Genomic DNA, 17587 nt, shown 5'->3' with positions numbered 1-17587 from the left:
TATTCGTACTCAGTGCAGTATTAAGGGATGTGAAAACGGGCACGATCTTCAAGGGCGTGACCCCGTTCTGGTGCGCAGATATCGTGCGTCTGGCGATGATCGTATTCATCGCACAGATTGCGCTGTTCCTGCCGGAAATGCTGTACCGCTAAGCGGTGCAGCACGTCCTGTCCTGAAGGGATAGAGGAGTAGAAGTATGTTCCATGATGTGAAAAAGATTCTGTACGTTTCCGACCTCGAGAAGGGTTCACGTCCGGCGTTCCGCGCTGCGGTCAGCCTCTGTGGGCATTACTCCGAGTCGCAGATCACCTATCTGCATGTGATTGAGTCACTCAGCGGTACCACCCGCAGCGTTCTCAGTAACATGATGGAGCAGGAAGAGATCGATGAGATGCTGAAGAAGGGCGTAGATGCCCTGAGCGAAAAAATTCGCAAGCGGATCGAGAAATTCTGCGAGGATGAGCTGGAAGAGCACGAAGTGCTGAGCCTGAAGAACATTGATGCACGTGTCGAAGAAGGAACGCCCTGGTCCAGAATTCTGGAAGTGGCCGACGAAATCGATGCCGACGTCATTGTGATGGGTACGCGCAAGCACAGTACCCTTGGTCAGCTGCTGGTCGGTTCTACTGCGACCAAAACGCTTACACATTCCAAGCGTCCTGTTCTGGTTGTCCCGCTGGGATAATCAAACTGCCAAATCTCTGCCCGGTGGCCAGCTGCCGGGCGGTCTTCCTTCAGCCATGGATGTGCTGCGCCTGATCTGCCTGAGCGAGCCTGCCAATGGTTAAATCGATTGACTCTCTGGCCCGTGGACTTCATGTCGTTGAAGTTATACGCCAGCACTCGCCTGTTTCTCTCGCCGAACTTCACCACCAGACCGGAATCAGCAAAGCGACGCTTTTGCGTGTTCTGAAAACCCTGCAGGAAGCCGGTTGGGTTTACCGTGCCTTGGGTGACTCCTGTTATCGGCTCTCGTTTACCCTCAATCGTAACCTGGCAGATAACGACCCGGGTGAACAGCTTGCCGAGCTGGCGGCCCCCATTATTCAGGAACTGCAAAGTGAATTGCGCTGGCCTGTGGATATCGCCATGCGCGACGGCCTGGCCATGAAAATAGTTGAGTCTACGCGTCTGCATTCGGTTTTTATCCTCAACCGGCAGGTGATGGGGTATCGGCCGCCATTTCTTATGTCCGGTAACGGGCGAGCGTATTTGGCGTTTTGCCCCGAAGAGGAGCGCCGCAGCATTATTAATGCGCTCAAGGCCAGTAAAACAAAAGAGGGGCGGCTAGCCTGTGACACCGTCTGGCTGCAGCAACTGCTGGAGCAAACCCGTCGTCAGGGTTATGGCGAACGGGAATCGTCCTATTTCGGGGTCGGGACCACCGAGGGTGAGCAGATCGCCGCCATTGCGGTGCCGGTGATGGATAAGCAGGGCGTCAGGGCGACACTGGCCCTGTCGTGGCCACAGGGGACCCTCAGCAAAGACCAGATTGACCAGCACTATTACCCTTTATTGCGCGGTGCGGCCGAGCGTTTATCAAAATTACTGGATAAGTAATTGTCCGCCCGTTTCACTTAGTGAAATGCCTCGTAGGAAATGCCATTTTCTTGATTAAGCTGCCTTCATATAACTAGAAAACCCGAACTCAAGGCAGTCAGATGGCAAAACAACCCAACATTCTTTTTATCATGGCGGATCAGCTGCGCGCCGATTATCTGGGCTGCACGGGCCACCCGTCTATCAAAACCCCGACCATTGATGCGCTTGCAGCATCCGGCGTCAATTTTACCAAGGCATATACTCAGGCGCCGGTGTGCGGGCCTTCTCGCATGTCCTTTTATACCGGCCGCTACGCCTTTTCCCATGGCGCGACCTACAACAACGTACCGCTGAAAGTCTCCGAGCAGAGCATGGGCGATTATCTGCGTCCGCTCGGATACCGTGTCGGGCTGGTGGGTAAAACCCACATGAAGAAGGACGTCGAGGGCATGCAGCGTTTGGGTGTTGATCCCGAATCTTCGCGTGGCGTGCTGTTGAGCGAATGCGGTTTCGAACCCTACGAGCGTGATGATGGCCTGCACCCGGATCAGACCGTATCGCCGGACCTGGCCTACAACGAATACCTGCGTGAGCAGGGCTTTGCCGGTGACAACCCCTGGCATGAATGGGCCAACTCGGCAGAAGGCGAGGATGGCGAAACCCTGTCCGGCTGGTATATGCGCAATTGCGACCGCGCTGCCCGAGTGCCGGAAGAACACTCCGAAACCGCTTACACCACCAATCGTGCCATGGATTTTATCCGTGAGTCAGCCGATCAGCCCTGGTGTCTGCACCTGAGCTACATCAAGCCGCACTGGCCCTATATTGCGCCGGCACCCTATCACGACATGTACACGGCTGCGGATGTTATCCCTGCAAATGCGACCGAACAGGAAAAGGAAAACCTGCACCCGGTTATCGAAGCCTTTATGGGGCATGATGAGTCGGTGAACTTCTCACGTGAAGAAGTGCGTGAACGTGTAATTCCGGCCTACATGGGTCTGATTACCCAGCTGGATGACCATCTGGCACGCCTGATCGCCTACCTTAAAGAGATCGGCCAGTACGACAACACCGTGATTGTGATGACCGCCGACCATGGTGATTACCTGGGCGATCACTGGCTGGGTGAGAAAGAACTCTTCCATGAAGCCAGCGCACGTATTCCGATGATTGTGCATGACCCGCGTCCTCAGGCTGATGCAACCCGTGGTCAGCTTGATGAACGTCTGGTTGAAGCGATCGACCTGGTGCCGACCTTTGTTGAGTGGGCAGGTGGTCAGGTGCCTGACCATATTCTGGAAGGCCGCTCACTGCTGTCCCTCATTCAGGGGGACAGGGTGGAGTCCTGGCGTGAGTATGCTGTCAGTGAAGCCGATTACGCCTGGCGCAAGGCGCGTTTTGCCCTGGAGCTGGAGCCGGACCAGACCCGCGCCATCATGATTACCGACGGACGTTGGAAGTACGTTCACTACGAACACTTCCGCCCCCAGCTGTTTGATCTGCAGTCAGATCCCCAGGAGCAAAACGATCTGGGGCAGGACTCTGCCTGTAAAGAGCAACGTGAACGCCTGGAGCAGGCGCTCTACGACTGGTACCGGATGCGCAAGACGCGCACCACCATCAGTAATGCAACCGTGGCCAATATGACCGGGAAGGCACACGCGCGCGGTTACCTGTTCGGCCTCTGGTGAGGCCTGACGGGCTACTATAACAATAAGGTAGACGACTATGCTGAGTAACTCGATTGCCTGGGCCAAGGCCCACCCGGCCCAATTATTGGGAGCACCCCTGTTCCTGGTAATGGTCGCATCGATCTTCTATACCGCCGGTTGGGGGATCTTCGATGACACCATTCTCAGGGTGGGTACATTCACTCTGTCTTGCGTGGTGCTTCTCTATGCCAGCATGACCCGGCAGGGGCGCGCCTGGTGGCACCGCTTAATCGACCTGGGGTTGATTGTCGCGGTGCTGGCAGCTGCCTATCGCTACTTCTGGGTTGCTGAAGAGCTGGAAACCGGACTCTATGAACTTGAGCAGACCGATGTGCTGATGGCGTTGGCCGGCCTTGCCGTGCTGGCAGAACTGATGCGTCGCATGATCGGCTTGACCCTGCTGATTGTCTGCTCACTGGCCCTGGGCTATGCCCTGTTCGGGCGTGAACTGCCGGGCGCTCTGTCACATGCGGGCATGGATCTGGAGCAGATGCTGACGACTGTCTGGTACAGCTTCGACGGTGTCTTTGGCAGTACCCTGGGTGTGGTGACATCCACCATCCTGATCTTCATCCTGTTCGGTGCATTGCTGGATGCCCTGGGTGTGGGTGTTGTGTTGCTGAAACTGTCGTTTCGCCTGACGCGACGCCTGCCGGGCGGTGATGCGCACGCAGCGGTGCTTGCCAGTGGCCTGTTTGGCACCATTTCAGGCAGCTCGGTGGCCAATGTAGTGGGCACCGGCGTTATTACCATCCCGATGATCAAGAAGAGTGGTTTTCCGGGTCGCTTCGCCGGTGCTGTCGAGGCGGCTGCCTCCAGTGGTGGTCAGCTGATGCCGCCGATCATGGGCGCCGTGGCGTTTATCATGGCGGACGTAACCGGTATTACCTACCTCAATATCACCCTAGCGGCGCTGATTCCGGCCATCTTCTACTATGCCAGTCTGTTTACGTTTATCTCCACCGAGGCCAAACGCCTGGGCATGAAAGCTCAGGGCAAGGAGGCCGTAGAGCCGCTGACTCGACTGGAAAAACTCAAGGGGCTGGCATTTGTCGTGCCGCTGGGCTTGATCATTGTGCTGATGATCCAGGGCAGCAGCCCGGCACAGGCCGGTTTCTGGGCGCTGATCACTGCCGCTGTGCTTGGTGTTGCCGTTGACCCCGGCCTGCTGAAAAAGCCCAGCCAGCTGTGGCATATGGTGTCCAGCGGTGCCAAGTCGGCTTCTACCATCATGGTGGCCGTGGCTGCCGTGGGTATCATCATTGCGGTCATGAATGCCACCGGCCTGGGGCTGCGTTTCTCTGAAGTGATTCAGCTGGTTGCCGGTGACAGCCTCTTTGTGTCGCTGCTGCTGATGGCCGGTGGCTGTCTGGTATTGGGCATGGGTATGCCGACAGTACCCGCGTATCTGGTGATCATTCTGGTGATGGGCCCTGCGGTGCAATCCCTGGGTGTGGAACTGATCGCCGCACACCTGTTCGTGGTTTACTACGCCGTACTGTCCGCAGTGACGCCGCCGGTCGCGCTGGCTGCTTTTGCCGCTGCGCCTATCGCCCAGGCCAACCCGCTGCGTGTGAGTGTGACCTCACTGCGCCTGGCCGTAATCGGCTTCCTGATCCCGTTCGCCTTCGTCTATCAGCCGTCCATGCTGCTGATTAATGACAGCTTCAGCTGGTTTGGACTGATCACCGCTGTGGTGACCACAACGGCCGCCATTATGCTGGTCGCCGGTGCCTTCTCGGCGAAGGGCTTCAAACGTGCGCTTTACCTGGCTGCGGGCTTTGCCGTGATCTCCCCGCTCTGGTGGGTGCAGTTGCTGGCATTGGCGCTGGTGCCGGTGCTGCTGTTCGAACAGAGCCGTCGTGGCACGCTGCCGGGACGTCACTTCTTCTGTAAACAACTATAAGAAATAACCAAAGGTACCTCTTATGTTTAACTTCAAGACTCGTTCACTGAAAACGCTGACTGCTTCTCTTTGTGCTGGTGTGCTGCTGAGCGCCGGTGCGACCCAGGCGCAGGCCAAGGAAAGCTTCCGCATGTCCACCCTGGGGCCGGGCAGCAGCCCCTACATGGTTATGACCCACTTTGCCAATACAGTGAACAAGGAGCTGCCCGAGTACTCCATCGTTGTGAATGCGACCGGCGTGGCGCCCAAACATGCGCTGGATACGGCCAAAGGGCGCGGGGAGTTTTTCATGATGTCGCCGTCTATTCATAACTATATGAAAAGCGGTGGTGGCATGTTCGGCAAGATCAAAAGCGCCCAGGACCTGTCCCAAAACCTGAGAGCGGTGTTCATGTTCCCGATGGGTCTGTATCAGGCCGTAACCTATGCCGAAGATGACATCCAAAGCCTGAAGGACATCAAGGGCAAGCGTGTTTTTGCCGGCCCTCCGGGTGGTGTGGCGCGTCGTACCGTTGAAACCATGATTCGCGCAGCAACCGGCTATGAAGCGGGTGAAGACTACACGTCTGTAAAACTGGGCCATGAATCTGCGTCCCAGGCGTTTCAGGATCACAACATCGATGTCTACTTCAACGCGACGGTGGCACCGAGCCCGGTGATCAGCCAGATTGCTCTGACCAATAAGGTACGCTTCATTGGCGTGGACATGGATACCTTCAACTCCAACCCTGAACTGCAGAAACTGGTCAGCATCCCGGGCTACAGCATCAAACCGCTGGAGCCGGGTGTCTACGGTGAAAATCAGGTGAATGAAGAGCCGGTCTATACCATTGGTATCAACGTGGGCATTGCTACCAACAAGGATCTGGATGAAGAAACCATCTACAAGATGACCAAGGCATACTGGGATGGTCTGGAAGCGCAGAAGGAAAGCACCCCCTGGTTGCGCAACCTGAGCCTGGAAAGCGTGTTTGCTGACATGAACATGCCAATGCACCCTGGTGCTGCCCGTTACTTCCGCGAAATCGGACTGGAAGTCCCTGAGGTCAAGTAAGACACGGCGGTTGTAATGAGGGGGCGCTGAGCCCCCTTTTTTGTATCTGGCGCTCTAAACTGCCACTATAGCGCGCGTTTGTGATCACCTGATCGGATCTTTATCGATGTCAGTCTGGACCAACAAATTATTACCTTTTTTGCGCTGGCGTGACCGGGTCACGTCGGACAACCTGAAAGCCGATTTCATGGCAGGCCTGACCGGTATGGTACTGGTACTGCCACAGGCGGTTGCATACGCCTTCATTGCCGGTTTGCCTCCTGTGTATGGCCTCTATACCGCCATGGTATCAGCGGTGATCGCCTCCCTGTTTGGCTCTTCCTGGCACCTGATCTCGGGGCCGACTGCGGCACTTTCCATTGTCGTCATGAGTGTGATCAGCGGCCTGGGCGACTTCTCGACGGAGCAATATGTCGGGCTGGTGATCAGCCTGACGTTGCTGACGGGCCTGATACAGCTGGCACTGGGCCTGTTTCGTATGGGCAGCCTGGTCAACTTTATTTCGCACACGGTGGTGATTGGCTTTACGGCCGGGGCGGCGATTCTGATTGCGGTAAGCCAGCTCAAGCATGTATTGGGTGTCGAAGTACCCGGCGGGCTGTCGATGATGGCGACGCTGGAACATCTGGGGGCACACATTGAGGGGCTGAACTGGATCGCGCTGCAGGCCGGGCTGGCAACACTGGTGGTGGCCGTACTGGTGCGTAAAATCAGTCGTAAACTGCCACACCTGCTGATCGGCATGGCCAGCGGCAGCCTGGTTTGCTACCTGCTGGACCCTGCCGGTGATGCCGTTGCCTATGTTGGCGCTCTGTCGGGGCAGCTGCCCACGCCGGTACTGCCTGAATTCAACTTCGCTACTTTGCAGTCACTGGCATCGGGGGCCCTGGCGGTTGCACTGCTGGGCCTGATCGAGGCCGTGTCCATCGCCCGTGCCATCGCGGTTCGCTCCCACCAGCAGATTGATGGCAACCAGGAGTTTATAGGGCAGGGGCTGTCCAACGTGATCGGCAGTTTCTTTGCCTGTTACGCCAGTACCGGGTCATTTACCCGCTCCGGGGCCAATTATGATGCCGGTGCCCGCACCCCGCTGGCAGCCGTTTTCGCGGCGGTATTGTTGGCCCTGGTGGTGGTGACCTTGCCTCAGCTGACGGCCCGTTTGCCGTTGGCGGTAATGGGCGGATCCATTCTGCTGATTGCCTGGAACCTGATCGATTTCCGCAATATTCGTCATATCCTGTCCACGAGTCGCTCAGAAGCGGCAATCCTGCTGGTGACCCTGTTCTCGACCCTGCTGGTGGAGCTTGAGTTTGCCATCTACATTGGTGTGATGCTGTCGCTGGCACTTTACCTGCGTCGTACTTCACAGCCGCGAGTTACTCAGGTAGCACCGCTGCAGCAAACCGAGCGCCGTCATATCCGTAATATCAACCGCTACCAGCTGGAGGAGTGTCCACAGCTGAAAATCATCCGTATCGATGGCTCCCTGTTCTTCGGCGCGGTTGATCATGTGCAGCAGGAGATCCGCCGCCTGACGGCACCCGGCAGCGGCGTTAATCATATTCTGGTGATCGGCAAGGGCATCAACTTTATCGATGTGGCCGGTGTGGAGATGTTGCATCAGGAGATCAACCGCCTGTACATGATGAGTGGTGACCTGCTGATCAGCTCGCTCAAGGGCACCGTCATGGATGAACTCAAAAGCACGGGTGCCATTGAGCTTCTGGGTGAGCAGCGCTTTCACGACACGCCGCGTTCGGCAATCGAAACACTGATCCCGCAGCTGGATCAGGACCGCTGTGCAACCTGCACGAAACGGATTTTTGGGGATTGTCCGCCGCCCAGCGGCGTGTGAAAAATGGCCACCGTCATTAGGCAGTGGCCGACACAAAACGAACTGTCTCTTAGTGCTGCAGGAAGTCCAGCACCATACGGTTGAAGCGGTCTGCATGTTCCCACTGCGCCCAGTGGCCGCACTGGTTGAAGATATGCAGTTGGGAGTTGGGAATCCCCGCTACCAGGCGCAGGCCGGTATCCATGGGTACGAAGCGGTCCTGACGGCCCCAAATCACCAGAGTATCCTGTTTGATCTCGGGCAGGCGTGGACTGAAGTCCGGGAACTGCTTCGGGTTTGCCTGCAGGCTTTTGACGAAGTTCTCCAGGTGGTCACGGCGTTTGAGCATGTTGTCCAACCGGGTCTGAAACAGTTCTTCGGTCAGGTCGCTGGTATCGAACACGAAGACCGACATCATCTGCTTCAGGTTCTCAATGGTCGGCTCACGGTAGAGCTTCTGCAGCAGCTTGATTCCTTCCGCCGGCATCGGTGTAAACAGGCTGGCACCACCTGTGCCGCCACCCATCAGTACCAGCTTGCCGACACGTTCCGGGTTTTCCAGTGTAAAGGCGACAGCACTGTGGCCACCCATGGAGTTGCCCAGGATATGGATCTGTTCAAGGTCCAGCGCATCGACTAAGGATTTCAGAGCGCGAGCGTTCAGGTCGGAACGTGAACCGGTACAGACGATAGAATCGCTTTTGCTCCAGCCAGGGCAGTCGAGCAGGATGACACGATAACCGGCGGCGACCAGGGGGTCGATATTGCGGTTGAAGTTGGCCCAGCCGCTTGCGCCGGGGCCAGAGCCGTGCAACATGACGATGGTTTCGCGGCCTTCGCCGCAGTCGTTGTAATGCAATTTGACCGGCTGGCCATCCAGTTCGATGTCGATAAAGCGGCTGCTACCCGCTTCAGTCAGGTTCATGCTCATGTTGTACTCCTGCTAAAACACATAACCCCGACACGTGCCGGGGTGAGAAATTCGGTAGTGTCACTTACTGGGGAATTTGCCTGAAGCCGCCGTTCAGGTAGATCAGCGCTTCGCCATCCTGGCGCTCGCGGGTTGCCAGTACTTCGCAGAGGAAGGCGTGATGGGTGCTTTCGTCAAATACTTTAACGACGCGGCAATCAAAGTTTGCCAGCGCACCCTGAAGTGCTGGAGCACCGGTAGTCAGGTTATCCCAGGTACCAAATTCAAAACGTGACTCGCCCTGTACATCCTTGATCATGCCTGCGAATGCCTTGGCAACATCTTCCTGGTCACCCGCCAGGACGTTGACACACAGTGCGCCACTTTTAAGGATAAGCTCGCTGGCGTAAACACCTTTGTTGACGAATACGACCAGGCGAGGCGGGTCGGCTGTCACGGAGCAAACTGCGGTGGCGGTCAGACCGGCCCGTGCCTTGTCGTCACCACTGGTAATGGTGCTGACGCCCATGGCGAAATGTCGCATGCCGTTACGGTGTTCGTCGGCACTGACCATCGATTTTTCGCTCAGCTCGGCGTTGGGTGTCCAGTCAAGCAGCTGGTTGATGTGCTGATTCATGATCGTCTCTCTAATAATTCAGGCGGGGCCCTCTGCAGCTATACAGAAGGCTCTTAGCTCTGGTGTTTGCGCCAAAGGGGGCGGCTTATCCCTTAACGCCAAACGGGTTTGGCTTATGCCTTAACGCCGAAAGGATTCGGCTGGGGCAGCGGGTTACCCAGCAGCTGGCCGCCCAACAGGTCACCGATGTTGTCCTGGTTCTGGGTGATATGGTTAGCGCCCACCAGAATGTCGCGCATCTGGCGCTGCATCGGGTTGTTCAGCCATACGCCACGGGTCGAGGTCTTCTTGAAGATCATGTGGGCCGCATCGAAGCAGTCACCGCCGGTGAACTGGTTGGTCGCAAAGTGGCGTACACGCACATCCGTCGGTACCAACTCGCCACGTGAGGCGTAGCTCCAGGCTTCGTTGGTATTGCTCAGTACGCGTGCTTCGGCAGCCGTGATTTTGGCTTCTGCTTCGCCCAGGCGGTATTTGATGAACGGGTCATTCACCGCAGCACCTACGGCCTGGTTCAGGTTCTGGCGCGGTACCATATGCTCCACGTAGAGATCCGACATGCCACGGGCCATACCGATCAGCACTGAGGAAACGGCTGCATAGAACACGAAGAAGAAGGGGACCTTGTACAGATTTTCGACGTGGCCGTGGGACTCTTGGTCGTAGGCGCCGATCACATGGCTGCGGTAAGCCGGCACGAAGACGTCTTTGATCACCAGCTTCTTGCTGCCGGTACCGGCCAGGCCGACCACGTGCCAGTCATCGATGATTTCTTCAATCTGGTCACGCTGAACCCAGAAGGAGCGGAATACCATTTCGCCGTTTTCCTGCACGCGACCACCGAGGAAGGTGCCGCCTTCGGCATGGTCGCAGCCGCTGGAAGTAAGCCATTCACCGTTTAGGCGGTAGCCGCCTTCAACAACGTCCACGGTACCGAAAGGCGCGTAGGAGGAGGACACCAGACGGGTGTTGTCTTCGCCCCAAAGCTCATCACCCACCTGCTCCGGCAGCAGGCCTACTTCGAAGGGATGTACGCCCAGCACCATTACATTCCAGGAGCTGGACGGACAGCCACGAGCCAGTTCGATCAGCACACGGTTGAGTACATTGGGATGCATCTCGTAGCCGCCCCAGCGTTTGGGCTGCAGGATTTTGAAGAAGCCGGCTTCCTGGAAGGCTTTGATGGTCTCTTTGGGGACCATGCGAGCCTTTTCACAGGCATCGGCACGTTCGCGTAGCATCGGGATCATGTCGCGGGCGCGCTGTACGATCTCTTCTTCGGTCGGGATTGGGGTAACGATAGCGTTCATATCGGTCTCTCCAGATGATTCGTTTTATTGTTAGCTGTGGTCAGCTCAGGCGGGAGTGGCGCTGACCACGCCGTAGCCCGCAATCCATTCGTTGATGGGGCGGTAATAATCCTTGCGTGCCTGGTAGGGGCCACTGGCCGCCAGTGCGGCGAAGGCGGCCACCCAGGTACGTACTTCGTGAGTAGAGCGTCCGGCTTCGGTTGATATCTGCTGGATGTCGAAGTCATCCACCTGTTCAAGCTCGCCGCTCTGCAGCAGTTCGATAAAGGCTTCGTCCCAAACAGCGTTGAGCGGCGTCTGCTGGCAGAGCTCGGAGCCGTAGATCCTGCCAGCGGCAATGGTACGGGCTTCGCGCGCCGCACGACCTTCCGGTGTCGGGTTGCGGCCGCAGATCAGGAACTCCTGTACTTCTTGCGGTGAATCGGCCAGCAGGGGAACCGGAGGTTCGTGAGACAGGCCTCCGGTACCAAGGATCAATACGCGCTTGTTCAGTCCGGCCAGGAAGTTGCCAACGGCCTCTCCCAGTTTGCGGATACGGCGGTAGGGTACGAAAGGCGGCGCCACCGAGTTGATAATGATCGGGATCACCGGATAACGGGTCAGGCTGCCGGTCATCTCTTCCAGTGTTTGTGTGCAGCCATGGTCAACTTGGAGGCGGTGTGACAGAGATACATCCAGGTCACTGTCCGTCAGGTGTTTGGTCAGCTCCAATGCAAGCTCGGCGTCAACAGACAGGTTACCTGTCAAGGTGCCGTAGTCACCCACCGACTCGGCGGCGGTGGCAACCACAAACGGAGGCATCAGGTCGTAGAAAAGGCCGTTGTAATGGTCCGGGGCGAACACGAGGATCAGTTCAGGATCGAAGGCTTCAACTTCAGCACGTGACTGAGCCAATACTGCATCAACTTCGGCCACAACATCGGCACTGGGGTCATTACGACCGCGCAAAGGGGTATGTGACAGGCATTTAAGCTGTATGCTCATCTCTCTACCTTCTTTTTATATGTAATAGAGGAAAGGGCTATTTATCGCGCAAATTAAAATGAATGCGGTAAATAGAGTTTCGATCCTGTTAGCTAAATAAAGAATTCACATGATTCTAAAAATTTAGATTTCTTTATCTTGCGAGCAGGTGATTAATTTGGATTGGATTTTGTACAGGGGAGAAAAGATCTTCAAGCAAAAACAGATAGCGGGTGCACATAGTGCACAGGCTTTGTGGGTATCTTCTGTGGCCAGTGAATCTGTCGCTAGCGGATTTGAGGAGAGAGGCGTTGCTGTATCAGGCTCACAACTGACTGCATGGCACCCAAGTAACGACGCGCGGCTTCCTCAATCGTCATCGCATCAGCGATATAGACCAGGTTCAAGCAGCCCAAGACCCTTTCGCCTTCACGAATGGGCAGGGCAATAGCGGCAATGCGGCCTTCTTCGCCCCAGTCGCGGTAATTGGAGCCATAGCCATCCTGGCGGGTTTTGCGGATGAGTTTTTCGACATATTCGGAGTCTTGCGCCAGTTTGGCCTGGCTGTCGTCCCGGCTGGCCAGGAGCTGGATAATCTGGTCGCGCTCCTGGTCGGGACAGTTGGCAATATAGGCCCGCCCGGCTGCTGTGAGTAGCATGGGCAAGCGACGGCCAACCATGGAGCGGTGGAAGGAGAGTCGGCTGAAACGGTGTGTGGTTTCGCGTATCACCATGGCATCCACATCCAGAGTGGAGATGTCTGTAGGCCAGACAACTTCCTGCAACAACTGACCCAGCAGCGGGGCCGCACACTGGGATACCCACTGCTCATCACGAAAGCCCTCGCTAAGTTCACGTACCTTAAGGGTGAGCAGGTAGCTGTCATCCGACTCACTGCGTCGCACGTATCCTTCATGCTGAAGGGTTTCCAAAAGGCGGCGAACAGTGGTGCGGTGCAGGCCGGTTTGTTGAGACAGTTCGGTTATACGTGCGCCGCCATCACAGCGGTTAAGACAATGCAGCAAAGCCAGGCCTCGCATCAAACCCTGGACCAGTTTGTACTCCCCCTGTCCCGTCGACTTGTCCTGCTCTGACATGACTCTTGTCCTTTTATTGGCTGTGCACATAGTGCACCTTGCTGTCGATTTCTGTTGCTGCTGCTCAGGCGCTATTTCTATACTCCGGACCATAATAAAAACATGCCGTCACGGAGTCCACAAATGATATTCAATGGGTTGTACCGCTTTCGCCTTTTAAAGCGAATTAAAAGCATTCTATTGAACATGAGTAATTGCAGAGAAAATACTTTTGATTGTTGGCTTGTTTATTCAGCTGCCAATATTTCGGATGTGAACGTTTTTATATCTGCACAATATGATAATGCAATTCATCAGAATATCGCCCTCAAATAGTTTTCCGCACCGCCTGTTTTAGCAACCTCAAGCTGCCCAGCCATATTGCTAAGGCGCACTCAGGGTATGGAGTTACATGGTGAACGAACAACAGTTACATGAAATGGCCGAGCGTTTGCGCCAGGCCGAACAGTGCAGAGAAGCAACCTCGCCCGTTCGAGATCAACTCGCCCCTCAAGATATTGAAGCTGCCTACCGAATTCAGCAGATCAATACCGAACATGCGGTTGTCCAGGGCCGACGTATCGTGGGCCGAAAAATTGGCCTGACAAACCCCCGTGTACAGGCCCAGCTGGGTGTAGACCAGCCGGACTTCGGCACTCTGTTTGCGGATATGAGCTTCGGTGACAACGACATTATTCCCGCTGACCTGGTGATGCAGCCAAAGGTTGAGGCCGAGATTGCTTTCATCATGGACCATGACCTGCCACAGCAGGACTGCACCCATGCCGAGTTGATGCAGGCGATCGGCTGGGTCGTACCGGCGCTGGAGATCGTCGGAAGCCGGATCAGCAACTGGGATATCCGTTTTGTCGACACGGTGGCGGATAACGCGTCCAGCGGCTGCTTCGTACTGGGAACCCCGGCCCGCCGTCTTGATGGCGTTGACCTGCGTGGTGCCGAGATGCGGATGACGCGTAATAGCGAGATCGTTTCCACTGGCAGCGGCGCCGAGTGTCTGGGCAACCCGCTTAATGCCGCTCTTTGGCTGGCGCGGACCCTGAGCCGTTTGGGCACGCCTTTGAAAGCCGGTGACCTGGTGCTCAGCGGTGCTCTGGGTCCGATGGTGGAATGTGCGCCGGGAGACCGTTTCGACGCTGAAATCAGCGGTATTGGCCAGGTGGCCGTCGAGTTTGCGCAGGCAAGCGCCTGAACCTCTCTCTGTAGGAGTCAGAATGAAAAAGACTAAAGTAGCCATCATCGGTTCCGGCAACATCGGTACCGACCTGATGATCAAAATCATGCGCAACAGTGACGGCCTGGAAATGGGCGCCATGGTTGGGATCGATGCCAATTCGGACGGTCTGGCCCGCGCGGCCAGGATGGGCGTTGCAACCACGCATGAAGGTGTTGAAGGCCTGGCGCAAATGCCCGTTTTTGAGGAGATCGACATCATTTTTGATGCGACTTCGGCCAAGGCACACATGCATAACGAAGTGTTCCTGCGCGGTAAAAAAGAGGGGCTCAAATTTATCGACCTGACGCCGGCGGCGATCGGTCCCTACTGTGTACCAGTCGTTAATCTGGAACAGCACCTCCACGAGGGCAACGTGAACATGGTGACCTGTGGTGGTCAGGCAACCATTCCAATGGTGGCGGCAGTATCACGCGTGGCCAAGGTGCACTATGCCGAGATTGTGGCGTCGATCTCCAGCAAGTCGGCCGGCCCGGGCACCCGTGCCAATATTGACGAATTCACCGAAACCACCACCAAGGCGATCGAAGTGGTCGGCGGTGCCAGCAAGGGCAAGGCGGTGATCATCCTCAACCCGGCCGAGCCGCCGCTGCTGATGCGCGACACCGTCTACGTACTTTCCGAGAAAGCTGATCAGGCGCAGGTGGAAGCCTCCATCGAGGAGATGGCCGCGGCGGTACAAAGCTACGTGCCGGGCTACCGCCTGAAACAGAAGGTCCAGTTCGACGAAATTCCTGACGATCAGCCTATCAATATTCCGGGGCATGGCCATTTCAGCGGCCTGAAAACCTCTGTTTTCCTCGAAGTGGAAGGTGCGGCTCATTACCTCCCGGCCTACGCCGGCAACCTCGACATCATGACCTCTGCCGCGCTGGGTACCGCCGAGCGCATCGCCAAGTCACTGGTTAACTGAGGACGATAAAAATGACATTTAATCCCGGCAAGAAACTCTACATCTCTGACGTGACGCTGCGTGACGGCAGCCATGCAGTGCGCCACCAGTACTCGATCAAGAACGTACAGGACATCGCCCGTGCTCTGGATAAAGCCAGGGTGGACTCCATTGAAGTGTCCCATGGTGACGGCCTGCAGGGCTCCAGCTTCAACTACGGCTTCGGTGCCCATACCGACCTGGAGTGGATCGAAGCGGTGGCGGAAGTGGTCGAGCATGCGCAGATCGCCACGCTGCTGCTGCCCGGTATCGGCACCGTGCATGACCTGGAAAGCGCCTACAGCGCTGGTGCCCGCATAGTGCGTGTCGCCACGCATTGCACCGAGGCAGACGTGTCCCGTCAACATATCGAACACGCCCGCAAGCTGGGCATGGATACCGTTGGCTTCCTGATGATGAGCCACATGCAGACGCCGCAAGGGCTGGCAGAGCAGGCCAAGCTGATGGAGAGCTACGGTGCCACCTGCATCTACGTGGTGGATTCCGGCGGCGCCATGGGCATGCAGGATATCCGTGACCGTTTCCGTGCGGTGAAGGATGTACTTGATCCGTCCACCCAGACCGGCATCCATGCCCACCACAACCTGGCACTGGGTGTGGCCAATTCCATCGTCGCGGTGGAAGAAGGTTGTGACCGTGTTGATGCCTCGCTGGCCGGTCAGGGTGCCGGTGCCGGTAACGCACCGCTGGAAGTGTGCATCGCCGCCTTCGACAAGGTGGGTTGGGAGCACGGTACCGATCTGTACGCCCTGATGGATGCTGCCGACGACATCGTGCGTCCGCTGCAGGACCGCCCAGTGCGTGTAGACCGTGAAACCCTGGCGCTGGGGTATGCAGGCGTCTACTCCAGCTTCCTGCGTCACTCCGAAGTGGCGGCCGAAAAATACGGTCTCAAGACCGTCGATATTCTGGTCGAGCTGGGCAAGCGCCGCATGGTAGGCGGCCAGGAAGACATGATTGTCGATGTGGCACTGGATCTTCTCAAGCGTCAATAAATCCCAAAGGGTCGGCTAGCGCCGGCCCTTTGTATATACCCCGTTACTTAGAACAAACAACAGACAAAACAAATACATAAACATAACAATACAGGACTATCCCCCATGAAAAAGATGAATGTCGCTGCTCTTGCGCTGGCTGCTGCCGGTACTGTGTTTTCTGCTTCCGCATGGAGCCAGACAGTGATGCGCTTTGCCAGCTGGATGCCGCCGACACACCCGGTCAATGAAGTGGTACTTCCGACCTGGAAAAAATGGATCGAGGAAGCCACCGATAACCGCGTAACTCTCGCCGTTGAGTACAACATGGGACACCCCAAAACCATGTTTAACCTGGTCGAAGATGGTGTGGCCGATGCCAGCTGGGGCTATCACGGTTATGTGCCGGGCCGTTTCCGCCTGACCCAGATTGTGGAGCAGCCCTTGCTCGGTGTATCCGGTGAAGCCGCTTCCGTGGCCCACTGGCGTGTGCACAACAAGTATTTCAAGGACACTTATGAGTTTGAGGGTCTGGAGTTGGTGGCGCTGGTAACTCATGGCCCGGGTCAGATTCACAGCACGTTTCCAGTAAACACGCTGTCCGAGCTTGAGGGCAAAAAGATTCGAGTCGGTGGTGGCGTTCAGTCTGTTATTGGTGAGCGTGCCGGTCTGGTACCGGTATCCGCACCGGCCCCCAAGGTTTACGAAATGCTGCAGCAGGGCGTAATTGACGGAGTTTTTCTACCGGTTTGTGATGTCAAGAATTTGCGCTTGAATGAAGTGATTACCGACAGTACCCAGCTGCCGGGCGGCATGTACCTGGGCAGTTTCTCATTCTTTATCAATCCGGACTTCATGGCTGATCTGGACCCGAAAGATGCTGAAGCAATCAGGGCGGTATCCGGTGAGCGACTGTCTGCTCTGGGCGGTTGGGCGCAGGACCAATCCGATGTGGCCGGTTTGAAACTGGCACGAGAGAGCGGCGTGCGTATCAATACAGTTGGCGTAAACGATCCTTTGGCGCAGGAGTATAAGGCGCTGGCTGAAGGGATCGATGAAGCCTGGATTGAAAGCGTGTCGGATCTTGATGTGGACGCCCGTGAGGCCCTGAAAGAGCTGCGTGAAATTGCACGTGGTTATGAATCCAACCAAGATGTCATTGCCAATATTCAGGAGTGAGCATGTCATTTGCCGCCTGGCTTAATGAACATTATGACGAGAAGGGGCCGGCCAAGTGGCTGGCCTTTTTCCTCGAGGCTGTATCTTCATTAGTGCTGTTTACCCTGATGGCGTTGACCTGTGTCGACGTGGTCGGGCGTTATCTCTTCAACAGTCCGCTGCATGGTGGCACCGAGCTGACCGAGATCGGTCTGGCGGTGATGGTATTTGCGGCCATGCCGGTGATTACCTGGCGCGGCGGTCATATCGTGGTTGATCTGTTGGACCGCTTCCTGGGCTCCAA

16 protein-coding genes and 1 pseudogene are annotated in these 17587 nt (G+C 56.6%); 12 read left to right on the top strand and 5 right to left on the bottom strand.

Annotation, left to right across the window (positions count from 1 at the left end; translation table 11 throughout):
* The 7 genes and pseudogenes from BW956_RS22700 to BW956_RS21825 form a co-directional block, all read left to right on the top strand.
* Positions 1-152: pseudogene (locus tag BW956_RS22700) on the top strand (C4-dicarboxylate ABC transporter permease); the annotation flags it as partial.
* Between the two features lie 44 nt (positions 153-196).
* Entirely contained in the window at positions 197-685 is a 489-nt protein-coding gene (locus BW956_RS21850; protein ID WP_010324213.1) for a universal stress protein, read from the top strand.
* Between the two features lie 95 nt (positions 686-780).
* Positions 781-1560 carry an IclR family transcriptional regulator domain-containing protein gene (locus tag BW956_RS21845; RefSeq protein WP_076466456.1) on the top strand — a complete coding sequence of 260 codons (780 nt, stop codon included), beginning with the start codon at positions 781-783 and terminating at the stop codon, positions 1558-1560.
* A gap of 101 nt (positions 1561-1661) precedes the next feature.
* Entirely contained in the window at positions 1662-3236 is a 1575-nt protein-coding gene (locus tag BW956_RS21840; RefSeq protein WP_076466455.1) for an alkaline phosphatase family protein, read from the top strand.
* A 37-nt stretch (positions 3237-3273) separates the two neighbouring features.
* Positions 3274-5163 carry a TRAP transporter permease gene (locus BW956_RS21835; protein WP_076466454.1) on the top strand — a complete coding sequence of 630 codons (1890 nt, stop codon included), beginning with the start codon at positions 3274-3276 and terminating at the stop codon, positions 5161-5163.
* A gap of 22 nt (positions 5164-5185) precedes the next feature.
* On the top strand, positions 5186-6217 hold the full coding sequence (locus BW956_RS21830) for a TAXI family TRAP transporter solute-binding subunit (RefSeq protein ID WP_076466453.1): 1032 nt from the start codon (positions 5186-5188) through the stop codon (positions 6215-6217).
* A gap of 106 nt (positions 6218-6323) precedes the next feature.
* Positions 6324-8072 (top strand): SulP family inorganic anion transporter, encoded by a 1749-nt coding sequence (locus BW956_RS21825; protein ID WP_076466452.1) that lies wholly within the window; start codon positions 6324-6326, stop codon positions 8070-8072.
* Between the two features lie 49 nt (positions 8073-8121).
* Here BW956_RS21825 and BW956_RS21820 read toward each other — a convergent pair whose 3' ends face one another.
* The 5 genes from BW956_RS21820 to BW956_RS21800 form a co-directional block, all read right to left on the bottom strand.
* Complete coding sequence (locus BW956_RS21820; RefSeq protein ID WP_076466451.1) at positions 8122-8982, bottom strand: alpha/beta fold hydrolase; 861 nt, start codon at positions 8980-8982, stop codon at positions 8122-8124.
* 64 nt (positions 8983-9046) lie between these two features.
* Positions 9047-9598 (bottom strand): flavin reductase family protein, encoded by a 552-nt coding sequence (locus BW956_RS21815; RefSeq protein ID WP_076466450.1) that lies wholly within the window; start codon positions 9596-9598, stop codon positions 9047-9049.
* Between the two features lie 113 nt (positions 9599-9711).
* Complete coding sequence (locus tag BW956_RS21810) at positions 9712-10908, bottom strand: acyl-CoA dehydrogenase family protein (RefSeq protein ID WP_076466449.1); 1197 nt, start codon at positions 10906-10908, stop codon at positions 9712-9714.
* A 45-nt stretch (positions 10909-10953) separates the two neighbouring features.
* Positions 10954-11892, bottom strand: coding sequence for a 3-carboxyethylcatechol 2,3-dioxygenase (locus tag BW956_RS21805; protein ID WP_076466448.1), 939 nt, complete (start codon positions 11890-11892; stop codon positions 10954-10956).
* A gap of 266 nt (positions 11893-12158) precedes the next feature.
* Positions 12159-12968, bottom strand: a complete 810-nt coding sequence (locus BW956_RS21800) for a DNA-binding transcriptional regulator (protein WP_010324223.1) — start codon at positions 12966-12968, stop codon at positions 12159-12161.
* Positions 12969-13359: 391 nt separating this feature from the next.
* Between BW956_RS21800 and mhpD the strand changes: the two genes are divergently transcribed.
* From mhpD to BW956_RS21775, 5 genes are all read left to right on the top strand, one after another.
* Complete coding sequence (gene mhpD, locus BW956_RS21795) at positions 13360-14157, top strand: 2-keto-4-pentenoate hydratase (RefSeq protein WP_076466447.1); 798 nt, start codon at positions 13360-13362, stop codon at positions 14155-14157.
* Positions 14158-14179: 22 nt separating this feature from the next.
* A complete protein-coding gene (locus BW956_RS21790; RefSeq protein ID WP_076466446.1) occupies positions 14180-15112 on the top strand; it encodes an acetaldehyde dehydrogenase (acetylating) in 933 nt (310 codons plus the stop codon).
* An 11-nt stretch (positions 15113-15123) separates the two neighbouring features.
* Entirely contained in the window at positions 15124-16146 is a 1023-nt protein-coding gene (gene dmpG / locus BW956_RS21785) for a 4-hydroxy-2-oxovalerate aldolase (protein ID WP_010324226.1), read from the top strand.
* Between the two features lie 105 nt (positions 16147-16251).
* Positions 16252-17304: a TRAP transporter substrate-binding protein gene (locus BW956_RS21780; protein WP_083703206.1), complete on the top strand. Its 1053-nt coding sequence runs from the start codon at positions 16252-16254 to the stop codon at positions 17302-17304.
* A 2-nt stretch (positions 17305-17306) separates the two neighbouring features.
* On the top strand, positions 17307-17587 hold a 281-nt coding region (locus tag BW956_RS21775), incomplete at its 3' end, for a TRAP transporter small permease (protein WP_139327278.1).

The organism is Marinobacterium stanieri, assembly GCF_900155945.1.
GTDB classification, from domain to species: Bacteria; Pseudomonadota; Gammaproteobacteria; order Pseudomonadales; family Balneatricaceae; genus Marinobacterium; species Marinobacterium stanieri.
The sequence above is the reverse complement of the archived record's forward strand: the minus strand, read 5'-3'. Positions and strand labels throughout refer to the sequence as shown.